General features: G+C 54.9%; 22 protein-coding genes. 17 read left to right on the top strand and 5 right to left on the bottom strand.

Annotated elements, in window-relative coordinates:
- The first annotated feature begins 11 nt into the window (after positions 1-11).
- From dapF to corA, 7 genes are all read left to right on the top strand, one after another.
- The gene (dapF, locus tag QNN88_RS21810) at positions 12-836 is read left to right on the top strand and encodes a diaminopimelate epimerase (protein WP_414242025.1); all 825 of its coding nucleotides are present in this window, start codon (positions 12-14) and stop codon (positions 834-836) included.
- Positions 833-1,540: a DUF484 domain-containing protein gene (locus QNN88_RS21805; RefSeq protein ID WP_061075765.1), complete on the top strand. Its 708-nt coding sequence runs from the start codon at positions 833-835 to the stop codon at positions 1,538-1,540. Before dapF ends, QNN88_RS21805 begins: the two co-directional genes overlap by 4 nt.
- On the top strand, positions 1,537-2,433 hold the full coding sequence (xerC, locus tag QNN88_RS21800; RefSeq protein ID WP_414242024.1) for a tyrosine recombinase XerC: 897 nt from the start codon (positions 1,537-1,539) through the stop codon (positions 2,431-2,433). The genes QNN88_RS21805 and xerC overlap by 4 nt, the downstream gene beginning before the upstream one ends.
- A complete protein-coding gene (gene yigB, locus QNN88_RS21795) occupies positions 2,433-3,149 on the top strand; it encodes a 5-amino-6-(5-phospho-D-ribitylamino)uracil phosphatase YigB (protein WP_414242023.1) in 717 nt (238 codons plus the stop codon). Before xerC ends, yigB begins: the two co-directional genes overlap by 1 nt.
- Positions 3,150-3,235: 86 nt before the next feature.
- Positions 3,236-5,398: a DNA helicase II gene (gene uvrD, locus QNN88_RS21790; RefSeq protein WP_414242022.1), complete on the top strand. Its 2,163-nt coding sequence runs from the start codon at positions 3,236-3,238 to the stop codon at positions 5,396-5,398.
- A 148-nt stretch (positions 5,399-5,546) separates the two neighbouring features.
- Positions 5,547-5,603: a YsgD/CorL family protein gene (gene ysgD, locus QNN88_RS21785; RefSeq protein WP_212723238.1), complete on the top strand. Its 57-nt coding sequence runs from the start codon at positions 5,547-5,549 to the stop codon at positions 5,601-5,603.
- 154 nt (positions 5,604-5,757) lie between these two features.
- Positions 5,758-6,708: a magnesium/cobalt transporter CorA gene (corA, locus tag QNN88_RS21780; RefSeq protein WP_042326126.1), complete on the top strand. Its 951-nt coding sequence runs from the start codon at positions 5,758-5,760 to the stop codon at positions 6,706-6,708.
- Between the two features lie 90 nt (positions 6,709-6,798).
- Here corA and rarD read toward each other — a convergent pair whose 3' ends face one another.
- On the bottom strand, positions 6,799-7,692 hold the full coding sequence (rarD, locus tag QNN88_RS21775) for an EamA family transporter RarD (protein ID WP_414242021.1): 894 nt from the start codon (positions 7,690-7,692) through the stop codon (positions 6,799-6,801).
- A gap of 43 nt (positions 7,693-7,735) precedes the next feature.
- Complete coding sequence (gene yigI / locus QNN88_RS21770) at positions 7,736-8,203, bottom strand: acyl-CoA thioesterase YigI (RefSeq protein WP_195297365.1); 468 nt, start codon at positions 8,201-8,203, stop codon at positions 7,736-7,738.
- Positions 8,204-8,367: 164 nt separating this feature from the next.
- Between yigI and pldA the strand changes: the two genes are divergently transcribed.
- The 3 genes from pldA (at position 8,368) to rhtC (ending at position 11,838) form a co-directional block, all read left to right on the top strand.
- Positions 8,368-9,237 (top strand): phospholipase A, encoded by an 870-nt coding sequence (pldA, locus tag QNN88_RS21765; RefSeq protein WP_414242020.1) that lies wholly within the window; start codon positions 8,368-8,370, stop codon positions 9,235-9,237.
- 84 nt (positions 9,238-9,321) lie between these two features.
- Positions 9,322-11,151, top strand: coding sequence for an ATP-dependent DNA helicase RecQ (recQ, locus tag QNN88_RS21760; protein ID WP_414242019.1), 1,830 nt, complete (start codon positions 9,322-9,324; stop codon positions 11,149-11,151).
- A 66-nt stretch (positions 11,152-11,217) separates the two neighbouring features.
- A complete protein-coding gene (rhtC, locus tag QNN88_RS21755) occupies positions 11,218-11,838 on the top strand; it encodes a threonine export protein RhtC (RefSeq protein WP_414242018.1) in 621 nt (206 codons plus the stop codon).
- A 42-nt stretch (positions 11,839-11,880) separates the two neighbouring features.
- Here the strand turns inward: rhtC and rhtB are convergent, their stop codons facing one another.
- On the bottom strand, positions 11,881-12,501 hold the full coding sequence (rhtB, locus tag QNN88_RS21750; protein WP_414242017.1) for a homoserine/homoserine lactone efflux protein: 621 nt from the start codon (positions 12,499-12,501) through the stop codon (positions 11,881-11,883).
- 237 nt (positions 12,502-12,738) lie between these two features.
- Here rhtB and pldB point away from each other — a divergent pair, with 237 nt between their 5' ends.
- The 3 genes from pldB to bioP all read left to right on the top strand — a co-directional run bounded on the left by pldB (position 12,739) and on the right by bioP (position 15,550).
- On the top strand, positions 12,739-13,761 hold the full coding sequence (gene pldB / locus QNN88_RS21745; protein ID WP_414242016.1) for a lysophospholipase L2: 1,023 nt from the start codon (positions 12,739-12,741) through the stop codon (positions 13,759-13,761).
- Positions 13,762-13,769: 8 nt separating this feature from the next.
- Entirely contained in the window at positions 13,770-14,570 is an 801-nt protein-coding gene (gene yigL, locus QNN88_RS21740) for a sugar/pyridoxal phosphate phosphatase YigL (protein ID WP_414242015.1), read from the top strand.
- Positions 14,571-14,650: 80 nt separating this feature from the next.
- On the top strand, positions 14,651-15,550 hold the full coding sequence (gene bioP, locus QNN88_RS21735; protein WP_414242014.1) for a biotin transporter: 900 nt from the start codon (positions 14,651-14,653) through the stop codon (positions 15,548-15,550).
- Here the strand turns inward: bioP and metR are convergent.
- On the bottom strand, positions 15,438-16,391 hold the full coding sequence (gene metR, locus QNN88_RS21730; protein ID WP_414242013.1) for an HTH-type transcriptional regulator MetR: 954 nt from the start codon (positions 16,389-16,391) through the stop codon (positions 15,438-15,440). The two genes, bioP and metR, sit on opposite strands and share 113 nt — an antisense overlap.
- 235 nt (positions 16,392-16,626) lie before the next feature.
- On the opposite strand from metR, the gene metE reads away from it, so the two are divergent.
- The gene (metE, locus tag QNN88_RS21725; protein WP_414242012.1) at positions 16,627-18,888 is read left to right on the top strand and encodes a 5-methyltetrahydropteroyltriglutamate--homocysteine S-methyltransferase; all 2,262 of its coding nucleotides are present in this window, start codon (positions 16,627-16,629) and stop codon (positions 18,886-18,888) included.
- A 47-nt stretch (positions 18,889-18,935) separates the two neighbouring features.
- Here the strand turns inward: metE and QNN88_RS21720 are convergent, their stop codons facing one another.
- Complete coding sequence (locus tag QNN88_RS21720; RefSeq protein ID WP_414242011.1) at positions 18,936-19,748, bottom strand: dienelactone hydrolase family protein; 813 nt, start codon at positions 19,746-19,748, stop codon at positions 18,936-18,938.
- A gap of 260 nt (positions 19,749-20,008) precedes the next feature.
- On the opposite strand from QNN88_RS21720, the gene udp reads away from it, so the two are divergent.
- The 3 genes from udp (at position 20,009) to ubiE (ending at position 23,200) form a co-directional block, all read left to right on the top strand.
- Entirely contained in the window at positions 20,009-20,770 is a 762-nt protein-coding gene (gene udp, locus QNN88_RS21715) for a uridine phosphorylase (protein ID WP_042998824.1), read from the top strand.
- 152 nt (positions 20,771-20,922) lie between these two features.
- On the top strand, positions 20,923-22,350 hold the full coding sequence (rmuC, locus tag QNN88_RS21710; protein WP_414242010.1) for a DNA recombination protein RmuC: 1,428 nt from the start codon (positions 20,923-20,925) through the stop codon (positions 22,348-22,350).
- Between the two features lie 94 nt (positions 22,351-22,444).
- Positions 22,445-23,200 (top strand): bifunctional demethylmenaquinone methyltransferase/2-methoxy-6-polyprenyl-1,4-benzoquinol methylase UbiE, encoded by a 756-nt coding sequence (ubiE, locus tag QNN88_RS21705; protein WP_414242009.1) that lies wholly within the window; start codon positions 22,445-22,447, stop codon positions 23,198-23,200.
- Position 23,201: the final 1 nt, after the last annotated feature.

Genomic DNA, 23,201 nt, shown 5'->3' with positions numbered 1-23,201 from the left:
CGGAGTGAATAATGCAATTCTCTAAAATGCATGGCCTTGGCAACGATTTTATGGTCGTCGACGCGGTAACGCAGAATGTCTTTTTTTCGCCAGAATTGATCCGTCGGTTATCTGACAGGCATCTGGGGGTGGGGTTTGATCAACTGTTGGTGGTTGAACCTCCGTACGATCCTGAGCTGGATTTTCATTACCGCATTTTTAATGCCGACGGCAGTGAAGTGTCGCAGTGTGGTAACGGCGCACGCTGTTTTGCCCGCTTTGTGCGCCTCAAAGGGTTAACCAACAAACGCGATATTCGCGTCAGTACGGCGAATGGGCGGATGGTGTTGAGCGTGACGGACGATGAGCTGGTGTGCGTCAACATGGGCGAACCCAATTTTGAGCCATCGCAGGTGCCTTTTCGCGCTAACAAAGCGGAAAAGACCTATATTATGCGAGCCGCGGAACAGACAATATTGTGCGGTGTCGTTTCAATGGGTAATCCGCACTGCGTGATTCAGGTCGACGATGTTGATACGGCGACCGTGGAAACGCTGGGACCGGTTCTGGAAAGTCACGAACGTTTTCCTGAACGGGCCAACATCGGTTTTATGCAGGTCGTGAAACGCGAGCATATTCGCCTACGCGTTTATGAGCGCGGCGCGGGAGAGACACAAGCCTGTGGGAGCGGCGCATGCGCGGCCGTCGCCGTCGGCATTCAGCAAGGTTTGCTGGCGGAAGAGGTCCGCGTGGAATTACCGGGCGGTCGCCTTGATATCGCCTGGAAAGGTCCGGGTCATCCGTTATACATGACTGGCCCGGCGGCACATGTCTATGACGGGTTTATCCATCTATGAAGCAACCAGGGGAAGAACTACAGGAAACGCTTACGGAACTCGATGACCGGGCGGTCGTCGACTATCTGCAGAAAAACCCTGAGTTTTTTATCCGCAACGCACACGCCGTGGAAGCGATGCGGGTGCCGCATCCGGTGCGGGGCACCGTCTCGCTCGTTGAGTGGCACATGGCCCGAGCGCGCAATCACATCAACGTCCTTGAAGAAAATATGTCGCTGTTGATGGCGCAGGCAAATGCCAACGAAAGCCTGTTTTATCGCCTGCTGCATTTGCAGGGACGTCTGGTTGCAGCGACCAGCCTGGACGATATGCTGATGCGTTTTCATCGCTGGGCGCGTGAACTGGGCCTTGCCGGTGCGACGGTGCGTCTGTTTCCCGATCGCTGGCGTCTTGGTGCGCCGTCAAGCTATACCCATCTCGCATTAAGCCGTCAGGCCTTTGAACCGCTGCGTATTCAGCGGCTGGGACAGGAACAGCACTATCTGGGCACCTTAAACGGTCCGGAACTGCTGGTGGTATTGCCGGAGGCGAAGGCGATTGGTTCCGTGGCGATGTCGATGCTGGGACGCGACGGCGATTTGGGCGTCATTCTGTTCAGCAGTCGCGATATGCATCATTATCAGGCAGGACAGGGAACGCAGCTCCTGCATGAAATTGCGCTGATGATGCCAGATCTGCTGGAGCGCTGGATTGAACGCGTATGACGGATTTCACCACCGATGTTACCCGCTTTTTGCGCTATCTCGGCGTAGAACGCCAGCTTAGCCCCATCACGCTGAAGAACTATCAGCGTCAGCTTGATGCCATCATTGCCTTAGCCGGAGAAACCGGTCTGCAAAGCTGGCAACAATGTGACGCTGCAATGGTGCGCAGTTTCGCGGTGCGCAGTCGCCGTAAGGGACTTGGCCCTGCGAGCCTCGCGCTACGCCTTTCGGCACTGCGCAGCTTCTTCGACTGGATGATCCGCGAAGGCAAGCTGAACGCCAATCCGGCGAAGGGCGTACCGGCGCCCAAAACGCCGCGCCATCTGCCGAAAAATATCGACGTTGACGATGTGAACCGTCTGCTGGATATCGACCTCAACGATCCGCTCGCCGTGCGCGACCGCGCGATGCTGGAGGTGATGTACGGCGCAGGTCTGCGTTTATCGGAGCTGGTGGGGCTGGATATTAAACATCTCGATCTCGATACCGGCGAAGTGTGGGTGATGGGGAAAGGCAGCAAAGAACGTCGCCTGCCGATTGGCCGTAATGCGGTGACGTGGATTGAACACTGGCTGGATCTGCGCGGGCTATTTGGCAGCGATGAAGACGCGCTGTTTCTGTCGAAGCTCGGTAACCGCATTTCCGCGCGTAATGTGCAAAAGCGTTTTGCCGAGTGGGGCATTAAGCAGGGCTTAAATAGTCATGTGAATCCGCATAAGCTGCGCCACTCTTTTGCCACGCATATGCTGGAATCGAGCGGCGACCTGCGTGGCGTACAGGAACTGTTGGGGCACGCCAATCTTTCGACCACGCAAATCTATACTCATCTTGATTTTCAACACCTGGCCTCGGTGTACGATGCGGCGCATCCACGCGCCAAACGGGGGAAATAATGCGTTTTTACCGGTCTCCAGGACCCATCTCGGCGATCACGTTTGATCTCGACGACACCCTTTACGATAACCGTCCGGTTATCCTGCGTACCGAGCAGGAGTCGCTCGCGTTTGTGCAGAACTACCATCCAGCGCTGCGCACATTGCAAAATGCCGATCTGCAACGCTTGCGTCAGGCGGTACGGGAAGCGGAGCCGGAGATTTATCATGACGTAACGCGCTGGCGACACCGCGCCGTCGAGCGTGCCATGCTAAACGCCGGACTCTCCACGCAGGAGGCTATGGCGGGGGCGAATGCCGCAATGATGAATTTTGCGAAGTGGCGCAGTCAGGTCGATGTGCCGCAGGCAACGCATGATACGCTGAAGGCATTAGCGAAAAAGTGGCCACTGGTGGCGATCACCAATGGCAACGCGCAACCGGAGCTGTTTGGGCTGGGCGATTACTTCGAATTTGTTCTGCGAGCGGGCCCGGACGGGCGCTCAAAACCGTTCAGCGATATGTACTTCCTCGCGGCAGAAAAGCTGAATGTGCCGATCGGCGAGATCCTGCACGTTGGCGACGATCTGACAACCGACGTGGCCGGGGCGATCCGCTGTGGTATGCAGGCGTGCTGGATCAAACCGAAAAATGCCGACCTGATGCAAACCTATGACAGTCGCCTGTTGCCACATCTCGAAATTTCACAGTTGGCATCTCTGACCTCGCTGATATAATCATCAGCAGTTCTGTATAAATACACAGCTTTTTGGCGGATGACGCGACGCTTATCCGCCCTACATTTTTTAACGCGGCGGTGCCAATGGACGTTTCTTACCTGCTCGACAGCCTCAATGATAAACAGCGCGAAGCGGTGGCCGCGCCACGTAGCAACATGCTGGTTCTCGCGGGGGCAGGGAGCGGTAAAACGCGCGTACTGGTACACCGTATCGCCTGGTTACTGACGGTAGAAAACAATTCGCCGTATTCGATCATGGCAGTGACCTTCACCAACAAAGCGGCGGCGGAAATGCGTCACCGTATCGGCCAGATTATGGGCACCAGCCAGGGCGGCATGTGGGTGGGCACTTTCCACGGCCTGGCGCACCGACTGCTGCGCGCGCATCACATGGATGCAAATCTGCCGCAGGATTTCCAGATCCTCGACAGCGAAGACCAGCTGCGCCTGCTGAAACGGCTGATCAAGGCGATGAACCTCGACGAGAAGCAGTGGCCGCCGCGCCAGGCGATGTGGTACATCAATGGGCAGAAAGACGAAGGGCTGCGCCCGCACCATATTCAAAGTTTTGGAAACCCGATCGAGCAGACCTGGCAGAAGGTATATCAGGCCTATCAGGAAGCGTGCGATCGTGCGGGGCTGGTAGATTTTGCTGAGCTGCTGCTGCGCGCGCATGAATTATGGCTCAACAAGCCGCATATTCTTCAGCACTATCGTGAACGCTTCACCAACATCCTGGTCGACGAATTCCAGGATACCAACAATATCCAGTATGCCTGGATCCGCCTGCTGGCCGGCGATACCGGCAAAGTCATGATCGTGGGCGATGACGACCAGTCGATCTACGGCTGGCGTGGCGCGCAGGTCGAGAACATTCAGCGCTTCCTGAAGGATTTCCCCGGCGCGCAGACGATTCGTCTGGAGCAAAACTATCGCTCAACCAGCAATATCCTCAGTGCGGCGAACGCCCTGATCGAAAACAACAACGGGCGTCTGGGTAAAAAATTATGGACCGATGGCGTTGAAGGCGAGCCGATTTCGCTTTACTGCGCCTTTAACGAACTGGATGAAGCGCGCTTTGTCGTCAACCGTATTAAAACCTGGCAGGACAACGGTGGCGCGCTGGAGCAGTGCGCCATTCTTTACCGCAGTAACGCCCAGTCGCGTGTTCTGGAAGAGGCGTTGTTACAGGCCAGTATGCCGTACCGAATCTATGGCGGGATGCGCTTCTTCGAGCGTCAGGAAATCAAAGACGCGCTCTCTTATCTGCGCCTGATTGCGAACCGCAACGACGACGCCGCGTTTGAACGCGTGGTCAATACCCCGACGCGCGGGATTGGCGACAGGACGCTGGATGTGGTGCGCCAGACGTCGCGCGATCGCCAGCTCACGCTGTGGCAGGCGTGCCGCGAACTGTTGCAGGAAAAAGCGCTGGCCGGTCGTGCCGCCAGTGCGCTACAGCGCTTTATGGAGCTCATTGACGCACTGGCGCAGGAAACGGCAGATATGCCGCTGCACGTGCAGACTGACCGGGTGATTAAAGATTCCGGTTTGCGCATGATGTACGAGCAAGAGAAAGGCGAGAAAGGCCAGACCCGTATCGAAAACTTAGAGGAACTGGTGACGGCGACGCGCCAGTTCAGCTACAACGAAGAAGACGAAGACCTGATGCCGTTGCAGGCATTTCTCTCCCATGCGGCACTGGAAGCGGGTGAAGGGCAGGCGGATACCTGGCAGGATGCGGTACAGCTCATGACGCTGCACTCGGCGAAAGGGCTGGAGTTCCCGCAGGTGTTTATTGTCGGGATGGAAGAGGGGATGTTCCCCAGCCAGATGTCGCTGGATGAGGGCGGACGCCTTGAAGAAGAGCGTCGTCTGGCCTACGTTGGCGTGACCCGCGCCATGCAGAAACTGACCTTAACCTATGCCGAAACGCGTCGCCTGTATGGCAAAGAGGTGTATCACCGTCCATCGCGCTTCATCGGTGAGTTGCCGGAAGAGTGCGTTGAAGAAGTGCGCCTGCGGGCGACGATCAGCCGTCCGGTGAGCCATCAGCGGATGGGGACGCCGATGGCGGAGAACGACACCGGTTATAAGCTGGGTCAGCGTGTGCGTCATGCTAAGTTCGGCGAAGGCACCATTGTGAATCTGGAGGGCAGCGGCGAACACAGCCGGTTGCAGGTGGCCTTCCAGGGACAGGGAATCAAATGGCTTGTTGCTGCCTACGCGAAGCTGGAAACGGTCTAACTTATAGATAAATATCACTTAAATTTCCCGCTCTGCTAACCTTTCTGCATAAGGGGAAATTATTACTTTTTCGCGTTTCGTTGCGTGTTGACGGCAAATTTTTGCTGGCGTAACATGCGCGCACGATTACGCTAAGAGGACATTCGCCTTGGACACACCCAGTAGATACTGGCTCATTATCCTGTCATCCAGGATCAACTCCTAAGGCTATCCCTTTTTGCTGATAGCCTTCGCGGTTGTCAGCGACCTTCTCTTTTTTCCCGTCGCGCTGAGTCAGGCTGTTTAATGGTCTGAAACCCAATTTGTTTCTGTGTGCCCACCGAACTGTCCGATATTTTTAAGCATTGGGAGTCCCGGTCATGCTGAGCGCATTTCAACTGGAAAATAACCGACTCACCCGGCTGGAAGTCGAAGAGTCACAAACCCTGATTGATGCCGTCTGGGTCGACCTGGTCGAACCCGACGACGACGAGCGCTTGCGCGTACAATCTGAGCTGGGCCAAAGCCTGGCAACCCGTCCTGAACTGGAAGACATCGAAGCATCCGCCCGTTTCTTCGAAGACGAAGACGGCCTGCATATTCACTCCTTTTTCTTCTTCGAAGATGCGGAGGACCACGCGGGTAACTCCACCGTGGCATTCACCATTCGCGATGGTCGTCTGTTTACCCTGCGTGAACGTGAGCTGCCGGCATTTCGTTTGTATCGTATGCGTGCGCGTAGCCAGGCCATGGTGGACGGTAACGCCTACGAACTGCTGCTGGATCTGTTCGAGACCAAAATCGAACAGCTGGCGGACGAAATCGAAAACATCTACAGCGATCTGGAAGAACTGAGTCGGGTGATCATGGAAGGACACCAGGGCGATGAGTACGATGAAGCGCTCTCGACGCTGGCGGAACTGGAAGATATCGGCTGGAAAGTTCGCCTGTGTCTGATGGATACCCAGCGCGCGCTGAACTTCCTGGTCCGCAAGGCGCGTCTTCCGGGCGGGCAACTGGAACAGGCGCGCGAGATCCTGCGCGATATCGAATCCCTGCTGCCGCACAATGAATCCCTGTTTCAGAAAGTGAACTTCCTGATGCAGGCGGCGATGGGCTTTATCAACATCGAGCAGAACCGCATCATCAAGATCTTCTCGGTGGTTTCCGTGGTCTTTCTGCCGCCGACGCTGGTGGCATCCAGCTATGGGATGAACTTTGAGTTTATGCCTGAACTGAAGTGGAGCTTTGGTTATCCGGGCGCGATTATCTTTATGCTGCTCGCCGGTCTGGCGCCGTATCTGTACTTTAAACGGAAGAACTGGCTGTAATGGTCGTGCCGGATGGCGCTTCGCTTATCCGGCCTACAAACAGTACCTCATCGTAGGCCGGATAAGGCACAGCCGCTATCCGGCAATCCTCTAACGCTGACGTCCCCGTCTCTGCGTATAAATCGCATCTGCAACGAAGATCGCCAGCGCGACCCAGATAAAGGCGAACGTCACCATTTTATCCGCGCCCGGCACTTCGCCATAGAACGTGACGGCCAGCAGGAACATCAGCGTCGGGCCGATGTACTGGAAGAAACCCAGCGTGGAAAGACGCAGGCGCGTCGCCGCACCGGTAAAGCACAGCAGCGGAACTGTGGTCACCACCCCGGCGGCAATCAGCAGCAGGTTGAGCGACATCGGGTTCTGCCCCATATGGCTGGTTGAGCTATCGGCGATACCGAACAGGTAGATTGCGGCAACGGGCAACAGCCACAGAGTCTCCACCAGCATTCCGGTTTGCGCTTCAACGGCAATTTTCTTGCGTACCAGACCGTAAAAGGCAAAGCTGAACGCCAGTCCCAGCGCGATGATGGGTAAAGAGCCGAAGGTCCAGAGCTGCACCAGAACGCCACAGGTTGCCAGAATCACCGCCAGCCACTGCATTCGACGAAAGCGCTCACCGAGGAAAAGCATCCCCAACACAATGTTCACCAGCGGGTTGATAAAGTAACCCAGGCTGGCTTCCAGCATATGGTGGTTGTTAACCGCCCAGATAAACAGCAGCCAGTTGCCCCCCACGAGTACCGCCGAAAGCGCCAGCAGGAAGATCTTCTTCGGCGTTTGCAGTAGCGCTTTCACGCTCGACCATTGCCGGCTGATGCTGATCAGCGCCACCATAAAGAAAAATGACCAGATTACGCGGTGGGTCAGGATTTCATCTGCGGGGACGTAATAAATTAGTTTGAAGTACGCCGGAGCGATCCCCCAAATAAAATAAGCGGCAAGCGCGAGTAACACGCCCAGCCGCGTTTGTTTTGCATCCATCGGGAAAACTCATGTCTGATATGTAACAGCAGTTTACCTGTTTTTACCCCACCATATAAGTGGCGGTGGCGCTGGCAATATAAAGCTGGTCTTCGTTGTGCAATTCCACACGCGCCACGGCGACTTTATTCCCGGCACGCAGCAGACTGCTGGTGGCGGTAAAACGGTTGCCCCGGCCCGGACGCAGATAGTCCACGCGCAGATCGATAGTCCCCATGCGCGACAACCGCTGGCGCAGTTCATCTTCACTGATGGTTTCATGGCGCGTCAGGGTACTGCCGACACACACCAGTCCGGCTGCCACGTCCAGTGCAGAGGCGATCACCCCGCCATGCAGAATGCTCTGTGCCCAGTTCCCGACCATCATCGGCTGATTATTAAAGGCCAACTGGGCAAATTCTTTTTCGTAGCGTTCCAGTTCCAGCCCCAGCGCCCGGTTAAACGGCATGTGATAGACAAACATTTCACCCACGAGCTTCAGGGCTTGCTCAGCAGTCAGTACGGCAGACATACGATTCCAATACTCCATTGGTTAATGAAATGTTGATGTTATGCTTCTTAAATGTTGTTTTCCACTTTAAGAAGGGATAACTAACGAGGAAGTATGTAAATATGTAAAATGGTTGGCAGACTACCAGACAAATCAAAAATCTTTCGTTCAGGAGAACAACAAGAATGCGGGCGATTCCGGCTTGGTTGCTACCAGCAGCACTGCTGCCGCTGATGGCGTATGCGCAAGAGGCGACGGTGAAAGAGGTTCATGATGCGCCCACGGTACGGGGCAGTATTATCGCCAATATGCTGCAGGAGCATGATAATCCTTTTACGCTTTACCCTTACGATACGAACTACCTGATTTACACCAATACCAGCGACATGAACAAAGAAGCGATCGGTTCCTACAACTGGTCCGAAAACGCCCGCAAAGATGAAGTGAAGTTCCAGTTGAGCCTGGCGTTTCCGATCTGGCGTGGGATTATGGGGCCGAATTCGGTCCTTGGTGCCTCTTATACACAGAAGTCCTGGTGGCAGCTATCCAATACGGAAGAGTCATCGCCGTTTCGTGAAACCAACTACGAACCGCAGCTGTTTCTGGGTTTTGCGACGGATTACCGCGTTGCCGGATGGACGCTGCGCGACGTGGAAATGGGTTACAACCATGATTCGAACGGGCGTTCCGATCCGACATCGCGTAGCTGGAATCGTCTTTACACGCGTCTGATGGCGGAAAATGGCAACTGGCTGGTGGAGGTCAAGCCGTGGTACGTCATCGGCAGTACCGACGATAACCCGGATATCACCAAATATATGGGCTATTACCAGCTTAAGGTCGGTTATCATCTGGGCGATGCGGTGCTGAGCGCGAAGGGCCAGTACAACTGGAATACGGGATACGGCGGCGCGGAGCTGGGGCTGAGTTATCCGATGACGAAGCATATTCGTCTCTATACTCAAGTGTATAGCGGGTACGGCGAATCGCTGATCGACTATAACTTTAATCAGACGCGCGTCGGTGTGGGTGTGATGCTCAACGATATCTTCTGATCGATGATTGTGTTTTAAACATTGCAGTTTCTCCCTCAGGCGCTGAAAATAGCGCCTGTTTTGATTTAAGCGAACGGGGTTAATGTGGCGCAGGCGGAAGTGTTGAATCTGGAATCTGGAGCTAAGCAGGTTTTGCAAGAAACCTTTGGCTACCAACAGTTTCGCCCGGGTCAGGAAGCGATCATCGACACCGTCGTTTCGGGGCGCGACTGTCTCGTCGTGATGCCGACCGGGGGCGGAAAATCCCTCTGCTACCAAATCCCTGCCTTATTACTCAACGGCCTGACCGTGGTGGTTTCGCCGCTGATCTCCCTGATGAAAGATCAGGTCGACCAGCTGCTGGCGAACGGCGTGGCGGCGGCTTGTCTGAACTCGTCGCAAACCCGTGAGCAGCAGCTTGAGGTGATGGCAGGGTGTCGCACTGGTCAAATTCGTCTGCTCTATATCGCCCCTGAACGTCTGATGCTGGATAACTTCCTTGAGCATCTGGCGCACTGGAATCCGGTGTTACTGGCTGTCGACGAAGCGCACTGTATCTCGCAGTGGGGACATGACTTCCGCCCGGAATATGCCGCATTAGGCCAGCTCAGACAGCGTTTTCCTGCGCTGCCGTTTGTGGCGCTGACCGCAACCGCTGATGAAACCACGCGGCTGGATATTGTTCGTCTGCTGGGGCTGAACGATCCCTTAATCCAGATCAGCAGCTTTGACCGTCCGAATATTCGCTACATGCTGATGGAGAAGTTTAAACCGCTCGATCAGCTTATGCGTTACGTGCAGGAACAGCGTGGTAAATCAGGGATTATTTACTGTAACAGCCGTGCGAAGGTGGAAGACACCGCCGCACGTTTGCAAAGCCGGGGCATTAGCGCCGCGGCGTACCATGCGGGGCTTGAAAATCACATTCGTGCTGAAGTGCAGGAGAAATTCCAGCGCGATGACCTGCAAATCGTGGTCGCGACCGTCGCTTTCGGCATGGGTATCAACAAACCTAATGTGCGTTTTGTGGTGCATTTCGATATTCCTCGCAACATTGAATCCTATTATCAGGAAACCGGTCGCGCCGGACGTGACGGCCTGCCTGCGGAGGCAATGCTGTTTTACGATCCGGCGGACATGGCGTGGCTGCGCCGCTGCCTGGAAGAAAAGCCGCAGGGTCAGTTACAGGATATCGAGCGGCATAAGCTGAATGCGATGGGCGCGTTTGCTGAGGCGCAAACCTGTCGTCGTCTGGTGCTACTGAACTACTTTGGCGAGGGGCGTCAGGAGCCGTGCGGCAACTGCGATATCTGCCTTGATCCGCCAAAACAGTACGATGGCGCGAAGGACGCGCAGATTGCGCTCTCAACCATTGGTCGGGTAAACCAGCGTTTTGGGATGGGTTACGTGGTGGAAGTGATTCGCGGGGCTAACAGCCAGCGCATTCGCGAGCTTGGTCACGACAAACTCAAAGTATACGGCATGGGGCGCGAGCAGAGCCACGAGCACTGGGTGAGCGTAATCCGCCAGTTGATTCATCTGGGCTTCGTTACGCAAAACATCGCCCAGCATTCCGCGCTGCAGCTCACCGACGCTTCACGTCCGGTGCTCCGGGGCGAAGCGCCGCTGCAACTCGCGGTGCCGCGTATTGTCGCCCTGAAACCGCGCGTGATGCAAAAGTCCTTCGGTGGCAATTACGATCGCAAACTGTTCGCCAAACTGCGCAAGCTGCGTAAAGCCATTGCCGATGAAGAGAACATTCCGCCGTATGTCGTCTTTAACGATGCCACGCTGATTGAAATGGCGGAACAGATGCCGGTTTCCGCGAGCGAAATGCTCAGCGTCAACGGTGTCGGCATGCGCAAACTGGAGCGTTTTGGTAAAGCGTTTATGGCGCTGATCCGTGCGCACGTCGATGGTGACGACGAAGAGTAGTCAGCCAGGCAAAAAAGTGTCAGGATGGTCACTCACTGAACTGTTTCTCCCGCGAGTATTTTCATCATGCTAATGCTATTTCTTACCGTGGCGATGGTGCACATTGTGGCACTGATGAGCCCAGGACCGGATTTCTTTTTCGTCTCGCAGACGGCGGTTAGCCGTTCGCGCAAAGAAGCGATGATGGGTGTGCTGGGCATTACCTGTGGCGTCATGGTCTGGGCGGGCATCGCGCTGCTTGGCCTGCATCTGATCATCGAAAAAATGGCCTGGCTCCACACCATTATCATGGTCGGCGGCGGCCTGTATCTGTGCTGGATGGGTTATCAGATGCTGCGCGGCGCGCTGAAAAAACAGGATGTCGCCGCGCCCGCGCCGCAGGTTGAACTGGCGCAAAGCGGTCGCAGTTTCCTGAAAGGATTGCTGACGAATCTGGCGAACCCGAAAGCCATCATCTATTTCGGTTCGGTCTTCTCGCTGTTTGTTGGCGACAGCGTCGGTACTGCCGCCCGCTGGGGGATTTTCGTGCTGATTATCGTTGAAACCTTCGCGTGGTTTACCGTGGTCGCCAGCCTGTTTGCACTGCCGAAAATGCGTCGTGGCTATCAGCGTATGGCCAAATGGATCGACGGTTTTGCCGGAGCGTTGTTCGCTGGTTTTGGCATCCACCTGATCATTTCACGTTAATGTTTCGTGCCGGATACGCGCCAGCCGCTATCCGGCAATGCGTCAGGCATGTCTTGCCGACGCCAGCAATGCCCCAACCAGCATAAACAGCGAACCGAAAACTTTATTCAGCGCTTTCATCTGTTTCGGCCCTTTGATCCACAAGGCGATTCGTTGCGCCAGCGTGGCGTAACCGATCATCACCACGATATCGACCACAATCGTGGTCACGCCGAGCACAACGTACTGCATCAGCTGCGGCTCTTTCGGCATTACAAACTGCGGGAAGAGAGCGGCAAGAAAGACGATGCTTTTGGGGTTTGTCAGGTTCACAAATACGGCGCGCTTAAACAGGCGGCCACGCGACTGGGTCTGGGCCATGGCATTCAGGTCAATCGCACCGGCAGCGCGCCATTGCTGGATACCCAGCCAAATCAGATAGGCGGCCCCCGCCCATTTCAGGACTTCAAAAGCGATGACGGAGCGTGAAAACAGCGTACCCAGTCCGACGCCAACCAGAACGATATGAATGCCCAACCCGGCCTGTAACCCGGCAATCGACGCTACCGCGCCACGATAGCCGTGATTGATAGACGTTGTCATGGTGTTGATGGCGCCGGAGCCGGGTGAAAGGCTCAGAATTATGGATGTCAGCAGGTAGGCGAACCACCATTCGAAGGTCATGAGAAACTCCCGGATTGCACTAGTTGATACGCTAAATCATTCGAGCTGCAAAAAGGCGGCGACGCAGCGAATTCCCAGGTGCGTACAGGGAGTACGTAACGGGAATGAACGAGGAAAGCCAACGCATCTGCAGCTTGAAGTATGATGGGTATATGCCACAATACGCTACTGTCGCAGCAAAGTGTCACGCTCCGCTAAAAAAACGATTTTTACCTGGTAAACGAGGCTGGATACCCGATGTTTCAGCACCAAAAAGACTGGGAAACAAGAGAAAACGCGTTCGCGGCCTTTTCTATGGGTCCATTGACCGATTTCTGGCGTCAGCGAGAGGAAGCGGAATTTACCGGTGTGGGCAATGTGCCGGTGCACTTCGTCCGTTTTCACGCAGAGCAAAACGATCGCGTGATCGTCGTCTGTCCTGGGCGTATAGAAAGCTATGTAAAGTACGCCGAACTGGCGTATGACCTGTTTCATCAGGGCTTTGATGTTCTCATTATTGACCATCGTGGTCAGGGGCGTTCCGGGCGTATGCTATCGGATCCCCATCGTGGTCATGTCGAAAACTTCAATGATTATGTCGATGATTTAACGGCGTTCTGGGAACAGGAAGTTAAGCCGGGACCGTGGCGTAAACGCTATATTCTGGCGCACTCCATGGGAGGCGCAATTGCAACGCTGTTCCTGCAACGCCATCCGCATCAGTGCGATGCTATTGCGCTTTGTGCGCCCATGTTTGGTATTGTGATGCGTCTGCCGGACTGGATGGTACGCCACATTCTGGACTGGGCTGAAGAGTATCCGCGGATTCGGGAAGGGTATGCAATCGGGACTGGACGCTGGCGGGCATTGCCGTTTGGCATGAATTTATTAACCCATAGCCGGCAGCGCTATCGGCGTAATTTACGTTTTTATGCCGATGAACCGCAGTTGCGCGTTGGTGGCCCGACGTATCATTGGGTGCGGGAAGGCATACTGGCCGCTGAGCAGGTACTGGCGGGCGCTGGCGATGATGCTACGCCCACGCTGTTGATTCAGGCAGAAGAAGAGCGTGTAGTGGATAACCGCATGCACGATCGTTTTTGTGAACTCCGCGCCGCAGCGGGCCATCCTGTCGAAGGGGGTCATCCGCTGGTCATTGAAGGCGCTTACCATGAGATCCTTTTTGAAAAGGACGCTATGCGCTCAGTCGCGCTTCACGCAATTGTTGATTTTTTCAACAAGCATAACTCATCAGCGGAAACCGCTTTGCTTAGAGGTTGAATTTTTATATGTATCAGGTCGTTGCGTCTGATTTAGATGGCACTCTGCTTTCTCCCGACCATACCCTGTCCCCGTACGCGAAAGAGACGTTGAAACTGTTGACTGCTCGTGGCGTTAACTTCGTCTTTGCGACCGGCCGTCACCATATTGATGTGGGACAGATCCGCGATAACCTGGAGATCAAGTCTTACATGATCACCTCTAACGGGGCGCGGGTGCATGATATGGACGGAAATCTGGTGTTTACCCACAATCTGGATCGCGATATTGCCAGCGATCTGTTTGGCATGGTGAACGCCAACCCGGATATCGTGACCAACGTCTATCGTGATGACGAATGGTTTATGAACCGCCATCGCCCGGATGAAATGCGTTTCTTCAAAGAGGCGGTGTTTCACTACTCCTTGTTTGAACCGGGTCTGCTGGAGCCGGAAGGCGTCAGTAAAGTATTCTTTACCTGCGAATCTCACGAGGCGCTGCTGCCGCTGGAGCAGGCAATTAATGCACGCTGGGGCGATCGCGTGAATGTCAGTTTCTCCACGCTCACCTGCCTGGAAGTGATGGCGGGCGGCGTTTCAAAAGGCCATGCGCTGGAGGCGGTTGCGAAAGCCATGGGCTACAGCCTCAAAGACTGCATCGCCTTTGGTGACGGCATGAACGATGCTGAGATGCTGTCGATGGCGGGTAAAGGTTGCATTATGGGCAATGCGCACCAGCGTCTGAAGGATTTGCATCCGGAACTGGAAGTGATTGGCATCAACGCCGACAATGCGGTGCCACACTATCTTCGCGATCTCTTTTTACGCTAAGACGAGTGTTTGTTAATTAGTCAGTTGTCAACCTGACTCTCCGCTACAATGGATACTCCTTGTTCTAAGAGATATCCATTGTGGCGTTACTCATCATTACCACGATCCTGTGGGCCTTCTCCTTCAGTTTGTTTGGCGAATACCTCGCCGGGCACGTCGACAGCTATTTTGCGGTGCTGGTTCGGGTCGGCCTGGCGGCATTGGTATTCCTGCCTTTCCTGCGTACCCGTGGGCACAGCCTGAAAACGATTGGACTGTATATGCTGGTGGGCGCGATGCAGCTTGGCGTCATGTATATGCTGAGTTTCCACGCTTATCTCTACCTGACCGTCTCTGAGCTGCTGTTGTTTACCGTGCTGACACCGCTCTATATCACGTTAATTTACGATGTGATGAGTCAGCGGCGGCTGCGCTGGGGGTATGCGTTCAGCGCGTTGCTGGCGGTGATTGGCGCCGGCATCATTCGCTATGATCAGGTGACCGATCACTTCTGGACGGGCCTGCTGCTGGTGCAACTTTCCAACATCAGTTTTGCCATCGGGATGGTGGGGTATAAACGTTTGATGGAGACCCGCCCGATGCCGCAGCATAACGCGTTTGCATGGTTTTACCTCGGCGCGTTTCTGGTGGCAGTCGTTGCCTGGTTCATGCTGGGCAATGTGCAGAAAATGCCTGAAACCCCACTCCAGTGGAGCATTCTGGTGTTCCTTGGCGTTGCGGCTTCAGGGATCGGCTACTTTATGTGGAATTACGGCGCCACGCAGGTCGATGCGGGCACGCTGGGCATTATGAATAACATGCATGTACCGGCGGGACTGCTGGTTAATCTGGCGATCTGGCACCAACAACCCCACTGGCCGAGCTTTATCACAGGCGCGCTGGTGATACTGGCTTCACTGTGGGTACATCGAAAGTGGGTCGCTCCGCGCTCCGTACAAACGGCAGATGATCGCAGGCGTGATTGCGCGCCGATCGAATAAACGCTTCCGTCACCGGCTGGCGCTGCTCACCGTCACGCACGGCGGCATACAGGCGGCTCCACAGGCCATCACCCAGGGTTCTGGTGACCACCAGACCCTGGCGTTCAAAACTCTCTACAACCCAATGCGGCAGGGCGGCAATACCCATATTTGCAGCCACCATCTGAATCAACAGCAGCGTATTATCCACGCTTTTCAGAGACGGACTGATACCTGCTGGCTGAAGAAAATGCCGCCAGACATCCAGGCGACTGCGCTGTACCGGATAGATCAGCAGCGTTTCGCTGGCTAAATCTTCCGGCGTGATCTGCGTCTTGCTGCTCAGCGGATGTTCGGGGGCCAGCACCAGCCGGACTTCAAAATCAAACATCGGCGAATAGTGCAGCCCGCTGCGCGGCAGAATGTCAGACGTCATCACCAGATCCAGTTCGTCCTGCTGTAACGCAGGCTGAGGATCAAAGGTTACGCCGGATTTGAAATCCATCTCTACCTGCGGCCAGTTTGCCCGGAAATTTTCCAGCGCCGGGGTCAGCCACTGAATACAGCTGTGACATTCAATGGCGATGCGCAGGCGGGTCTGCTGCGGTTCATTACAGGCCTGCAGCGCGCGGCTGATCTGCGGCAGCACCTGGCTTGCCAGTTGTAACAGAATCTCGCCCTGCGGCGTAAAACGCAGCGGCTGACTTTTCCGGATAAACAGCCGAAAGCCAAGGCGCTGTTCCAGATCGCTGAACTGGTGAGACAGGGCGGATTGGGTCTGATGCAACGTCGCCGCGGCGGCGGCCAGTGACCCGGTATTCCGCAACGCCTGGAGAGTTTTCAGGTGTTTAATCTCGATCATGAAAGTCCTTCACTTCGGCATGAACAAATTGCGCTTGAGGAATATACAGTAACTGTCAAATATGGATGTGTAAACATCCAGACGTCCAAAATCCTTCGTATTTTAAATTTATGGTGCGTTGGCTGCGTTTCCCCACCCTGGTCACTTACTGATGTAAGCTCCCGGGGATGAGCAAATTTGCCGCCTTCCCTAAATTAAAAATCCATAGGATTTACATATAATTAGAGGAAGTAAAATGACAATACTGAATCACACCCTCGGTTTCCCTCGCGTTGGCCTGCGTCGCGAGCTGAAAAAAGCGCAAGAAAGCTACTGGGCAGGCAATGCGACCCGTGAAGAACTGCTGGCGGTGGGACGCGAACTGCGTGCGCGCCACTGGGATCAGCAAAAACAGGCGGGTATCGATCTTCTGCCGGTCGGCGATTTTGCCTGGTACGACCATGTTCTGACCACCAGCCTGCTGCTCGGAAACGTCCCGGCTCGTCATCAGAACAAAGACGGTTCCGTTGATATCGACACGCTGTTCCGTATTGGCCGCGGTCGTGCGCCGACCGGTGAACCTGCGGCGGCGGCGGAAATGACCAAGTGGTTTAACACCAACTATCACTACATGGTGCCGGAGTTCGTCAAAGGTCAGCAGTTCAAACTGACCTGGACCCAACTGCTGGATGAAGTGGACGAAGCGCTGGCGCTGGGTCACAAGGTAAAACCTGTGTTGTTGGGGCCGGTGACTTATCTGTGGCTGGGCAAAGTGAAGGGCGAGTCGTTCGATCGCCTGAGCCTGCTCAACGACATTCTGCCGGTTTACCAGCAGGTGCTGGCGGAGCTGGCAAAACGCGGCATCGAGTGGGTGCAGATCGACGAACCGGCACTGGTGCTGGAACTGCCGCAGGCGTGGCTGGACGCGTTCAAACCGGCCTATGATGCGCTTTCCGGGCAGGTGAAACTGCTGCTGACCACTTATTTCGAAGGTGTGACGCCTAACCTTGATACTATTGCCGCGCTGCCGGTACAGGGACTCCACGTTGACCTGGTCCACGGTAACGATGACGTGACAGCGCTGCACAAACGCCTGCCGGCCGACTGGTTGCTGTCTGCTGGGCTGGTCAATGGACGCAACGTCTGGCGTGCCGATCTGACAGAAAAATATGCCCAGATTAAAGATATCGTCGGCCTTCGCGATCTGTGGGTCGCCTCATCTTGCTCACTGCTGCACAGCCCAATCGACCTGAGCGTTGAAACGCGTCTGGATGCGGAAGTGAAGAGCTGGTTTGCCTTCGCCCTGCAAAAGTGTGGTGAACTGACCCTGCTGCGCGATGCGCTGAACAGCGGCGATACCGCCGCCATCGCCGAATGGAGCGCACCGATTCAGGCGCGTCGCCACTCAAGTCGTGTGCACAATGCAGCAGTGGAAAAACGTCTGGCAGCCATCACTGCACAGGACAGCCAGCGGGCGAACCCGTACGAGGTGCGGGCTGAAGCTCAGCGTGCGCGCTTCAACCTGCCTGCATGGCCGACAACCACTATCGGTTCTTTCCCACAGACCACTGAAATCCGCGGCCTGCGTCTGGACTTCAAAAAAGGTCAGCTTGATGCTAACAACTACCGCACTGGCATCGCGGAGCATATTAAGCAGGCGATTGTTGAGCAGGAACGTCTCGGTCTGGACGTGCTGGTCCACGGTGAAGCCGAACGCAACGACATGGTGGAATACTTTGGCGAACATCTGGATGGTTTCGTCTTCACCCAGAATGGTTGGGTGCAAAGTTACGGCTCTCGCTGCGTGAAACCGCCGGTGGTGATTGGCGATATCAGCCGTCCTGAGCCGATCACCGTTGAATGGGCAAAATATGCGCAGTCACTGACCGACAAACCGGTAAAAGGCATGCTGACCGGCCCGGTAACCATTCTCTGCTGGTCCTTCCCGCGTGAAGACGTGAGCCGCGAAACCATCGCAAAGCAGATCGCACTGGCGCTGCGTGATGAGGTGGCGGATCTGGAAGCGGCAGGGATCGGAATTATTCAGATTGATGAACCGGCACTGCGCGAAGGGCTGCCGCTGCGTCGTAGTGACTGGGAGGCCTATCTGGCCTGGGGCGTGGAAGCGTTCCGCATCAACGCGGCGGTGGCGAAAGATGATACCCAGATCCACACCCACATGTGTTATTGCGAATTTAACGACATCATGGATTCTATTGCTGCACTGGATGCCGACGTAATCACCATTGAGACCTCACGTTCCGACATGGAACTGCTGGAGTCGTTCGAAGAGTTCGATTACCCGAACGAAATCGGACCGGGCGTGTATGACATTCACTCGCCGAACGTCCCGAGCGTAGAGTGGATTGAGGCGCTGTTACAAAAAGCGGCGCAGCGTATTCCGGCTGAACGTCTGTGGGTGAACCCGGACTGTGGTCTGAAAACCCGCGGCTGGCCGGAGACCCGGGCAGCGCTGGCGAACATGGTGAAAGCCGCGCAGAATCTGCGTCAGGCTTGATGACACGCAGGCCCGGTAAGGCGTCGCCGCCCCCGGGCTTTTCGCTTTTACGCTTTTTTGCCACCGTACTGCGCAAACCAGGCCAGCATTCTTTCCCAGCCGTCTTTGGCAGATTCTTCGTGATAGCTCGAGCGATAGTCGGCATTGAAGGCATGACCCGCATCGGGATAGACGACGATTTCCGCGGTAGCGTTAGCGGCGCGTAGCGCCTGGCGCATAGTCTCAACGCTTTCCTGCGGAATACTGTTATCTTGCCCACCATACAGACCCAGTACCGGAGCGTTCAGGTCGGTGGCCACATCAACGGGATGCTTTGGTGAATTCAGCGTCTTATCGCCGATCAGTTTCCCATACCACGCGACAGCAGCTTTCAACTGCGGGTTATGCGCCGCATAGAGCCAGGTGATGCGACCGCCCCAACAAAAACCGGTCATCATCAGGCGATGCACATCGCCACCGTTACGGGACGCCCAACTGGCGACGTGATCCAGATCGGCTAACACCTGGGAATCCGGCACTTTTGCCACAAGGCCGCTGAGCAGCGTAGGAATATCCGCGAAATCATTCGGGTCGCCCTCACGGAAATAGAGTTCTGGTGCGATTGCCAGATACCCTTCCAGCGCCAGACGACGGCATATATCGCGGATATGTTCATGCACGCCAAAGATTTCCTGCACTACAATGACCACTGGCAGTGGGCCATCGCTCTGTTTCGGTCGCGCGTGATACGCCGGCATATCGTCGCCCTGGGAAGGGATCGACGTCACACCCGCGACAATGGCGTCGTCCGGAGTATGAACTGAGGTAGCGGCAACAGGGGATGCTGCAGGTGCAAAACCGGTTTGTTGTGTTGATGTCATGGTATTCTCCGTACCCTTAGAAAAATAGCGCACTGTTAACTATAGACAGCCTTTAACATTTCACACTGCCTCAAACGGCTCGCTTTTTGTGCGAAGAAAGCGAAAATTGGCTTGTTAGTGTGATTTGAATCACTATTTGCTGGTAAGTCCATGCAACTTATTTACGCCATGGTGATGATGGTCACGAAAATATCTTAAGTCCTTCGGTAAAGTGTCTTTTTGCTTCTTCTGACAAAAACCGAATCACAGAGGAGTTTTATATGTCCAGGTCTGACGTTTTTCATCTCGGCCTCACCAAGAACGATTTACAAGGGGCTACGCTGGCTATCGTCCCTGGCGATCCGGAACGTGTAGAAAAGATCGCCGCGCTGATGGAAAAGCCGGTAAAACTGGCCTCTCACCGTGAATTCACTACCTGGCGTGCTGAACTGGATGGCAAAGCCGTCATCGTCTGCTCGACCGGTATCGGCGGTCCGTCTACCTCTATTGCTGTGGAAGAACTGGCGCAGTTGGGCATTCGTACCTTCCTGCGTATTGGCACCACCGGCGCCATTCAGCCGCACATCAATGTCGGCGATGTTCTGGTCACCACGGCGTCCGTCCGTCTGGATGGCGCGAGCCTGCACTTTGCGCCAATGGAATATCCGGCAGTTGCTGACTTTGAATGTACCACCGCACTGGTTGAAGCGGCGAAATCCATTGGCGCCACTACTCACGTGGGTGTAACCGCCTCGTCTGATACTTTCTACCCAGGACAGGAACGTTACGACACCTTCTCCGGCCGTGTAGTACGTCGTTTCAAAGGCTCCATGGAAGAGTGGCAGTCAATGGGCGTAATGAACTACGAAATGGAGTCCGCTACGCTACTGACCATGTGTGCAAGCCAGGGCCTGCGCGCCGGGATGGTTGCGGGCGTGATCGTCAACCGTACTCAGCAAGAGATCCCGAATGCTGAGACGATGAAGCAAACCGAAAGCCATGCGGTGAAAATCGTGGTGGAAGCGGCACGTCGTCTGATCTAATCCTTTCTTCTTCAGTAAAAGGCCGACGCGTTCGGCCTTTTTCTTGTATGCGTTTATTTTGCGTAGTGCCTCGCAGGAAACTTCTTTAAAACTGGACGTTTATACAGCACAATTCTATTTTTGTGCGGGTGAGTATGGCGTCGGGAGGCATTTTGGATATCTCAATTATCATTTATGCGGTTATTGCGCTGGTGGGCATTGCGCTTGGCTGGCTGCTGGCCAGCTATCAGCATGTGCAGCAGAAAGCCGAGCAATTCGCTGAACGTGAAGAGATGGTTGCGGCATTAAGCGCTGCAAAACAACAGCTCGCCCAAAGCGACCACTGGCGCGATGAGTGTGAATTGCTCAATAACGAATTACGTAGCCTGCGCAGTATCAACACCTCACTAGAAGCAGATCTGCGTGAAGTCACCACGCGGATGGAAGCCACGCAGCAGCATGCGGAAGATAAAATCCGCCAGATGATCAACAGCGAGCAGCGTTTGAGTGAACAGTTTGAAAACCTGGCAAACCGAATCTTTGAACAGAGCAATCGCCGGGTAGATGAACAAAACCGCCAGAGTCTGAACGGCCTGCTGACGCCGCTGCGTGAACAACTGGATGGCTTTCGTCGCCAGGTCCAGGACAGCTTTGGTCAGGAAGCGCGCGAACGTCACACCCTTGCACATGAAATCCGTAATCTGCAACAGCTTAATGCGCAAATGGCCCAGGAAGCGGTCAACCTCACGCGTGCGTTAAAAGGCGACAATAAAACGCAGGGGAACTGGGGCGAAGTTGTACTCACCCGTGTGCTGGAGGCGTCCGGACTGCGTGAAGGGTACGAGTACGAAACCCAGGTCAGCATCGAGAATAACGATCGCTCGCGGATGCAACCCGATGTGATCGTGCGTTTGCCACAGGGCAAAGATGTGGTGATCGACGCCAAAATGACGCTGGTCGCCTATGAGCGCTATTTTAATGCGGAAGACGATTACGCCCGCGAAAGCGCGCTCCAGGAGCACATTGTCTCAGTACGGAACCATATTCGCATGCTGGGGCGTAAAGATTATCAACAGCTTCCGGGGCTGCGTACGCTCGACTATGTGCTGATGTTTATCCCTGTCGAGCCTGCGTTTCTGTTAGCGCTCGACAGACAGCCCGAACTGATTACCGAGGCGCTGAAAAATAATATTATGCTGGTCAGTCCCACGACGTTGCTGGTGGCATTGCGGACCATTGCGAATCTGTGGCGCTACGAGCATCAAAGTCGTAATGCACAACAGATTGCGGATCGTGCAAGCAAGCTCTATGACAAGATGCGTCTCTTTGTCGATGATATGTCCTCCATTGGGCAGAGTCTGGATAAAGCGCAGGATAACTATCGTCAGGCAATGAAAAAGCTCTCGTCGGGGCGTGGCAACGTATTGGCGCAGGCGGAAGCGTTTCGCGGCTTAGGGGTAGAAATTAAGCGTGAGATCAATCCTGAACTGGCAGAACAGGCCACGACGCAGGATGAAGAGTATCGATTGCGATCGGTCCCCGAAGAGCAGGAAGAGACGTCTTATTCGGGTGATGACGGGATAGCGCAACAATCGAATTAGTCCGTTTGGGGCAGCCGGGACGGGCAGAAGGGTAGGGCAATGCGCCCCAATCTGTTACACTTCTTGAACAATTTTCAGATGAGCAGGCACTGAGATGGTGGATAATTCACAAGAAACGACGCACTTTGGTTTTCAGACTGTCGCTAAAGAACATAAAGCGGACATGGTGGCCCACGTTTTTCATTCTGTGGCATCAAAATATGATGTCATGAATGATTTGATGTCTTTTGGCATTCATCGTTTGTGGAAGCGCTTCACCATCGACTGTAGCGGCGTCCGCCGTGGTCAGACAGTGCTGGATTTAGCCGGGGGAACCGGCGATCTGACGGCTAAATTCTCTCGCCTGGTCGGGGAGACTGGCAAGGTCATTCTGGCAGACATCAATGACTCAATGCTCAAAATGGGTCGCGAGAAACTGCGCAATATCGGCGTGGTTGGCAATGTGGAATACGTTCAGGCCAATGCGGAAGCGCTGCCGTTCCCGGACAATACCTTTGACTGCATTACCATTTCCTTCGGTTTGCGTAACGTCACCGACAAAGACAAAGCCCTGCGCTCTATGTTTCGAGTCCTGAAACCAGGTGGTCGTCTGCTGGTGCTGGAATTTTCTAAACCGATTATCGAGCCGCTAAGCAAAGCGTACGATGCCTACTCTTTCCATATTCTGCCGCGTATTGGTTCGATGGTCGCCAATGATGCCGACAGCTACCGCTATCTGGCGGAATCCATCCGGATGCACCCCGATCAGGACACATTGAAAGCGATGATGCAGGACGCCGGGTTTGAAAGCGTCGACTATTACAACCTGACGGCGGGTGTGGTTGCGCTGCATCGCGGCTATAAGTTCTGAC

The sequence above is a fragment of the Citrobacter sp. ANG330 genome (assembly GCF_047467925.1).
Taxonomy (GTDB): Bacteria; Pseudomonadota; Gammaproteobacteria; order Enterobacterales; family Enterobacteriaceae; genus Citrobacter_A; species Citrobacter_A amalonaticus_G.
Note: the sequence above shows the minus strand (reverse complement) of the source record. Positions and strands in the feature narration are given on the sequence as shown.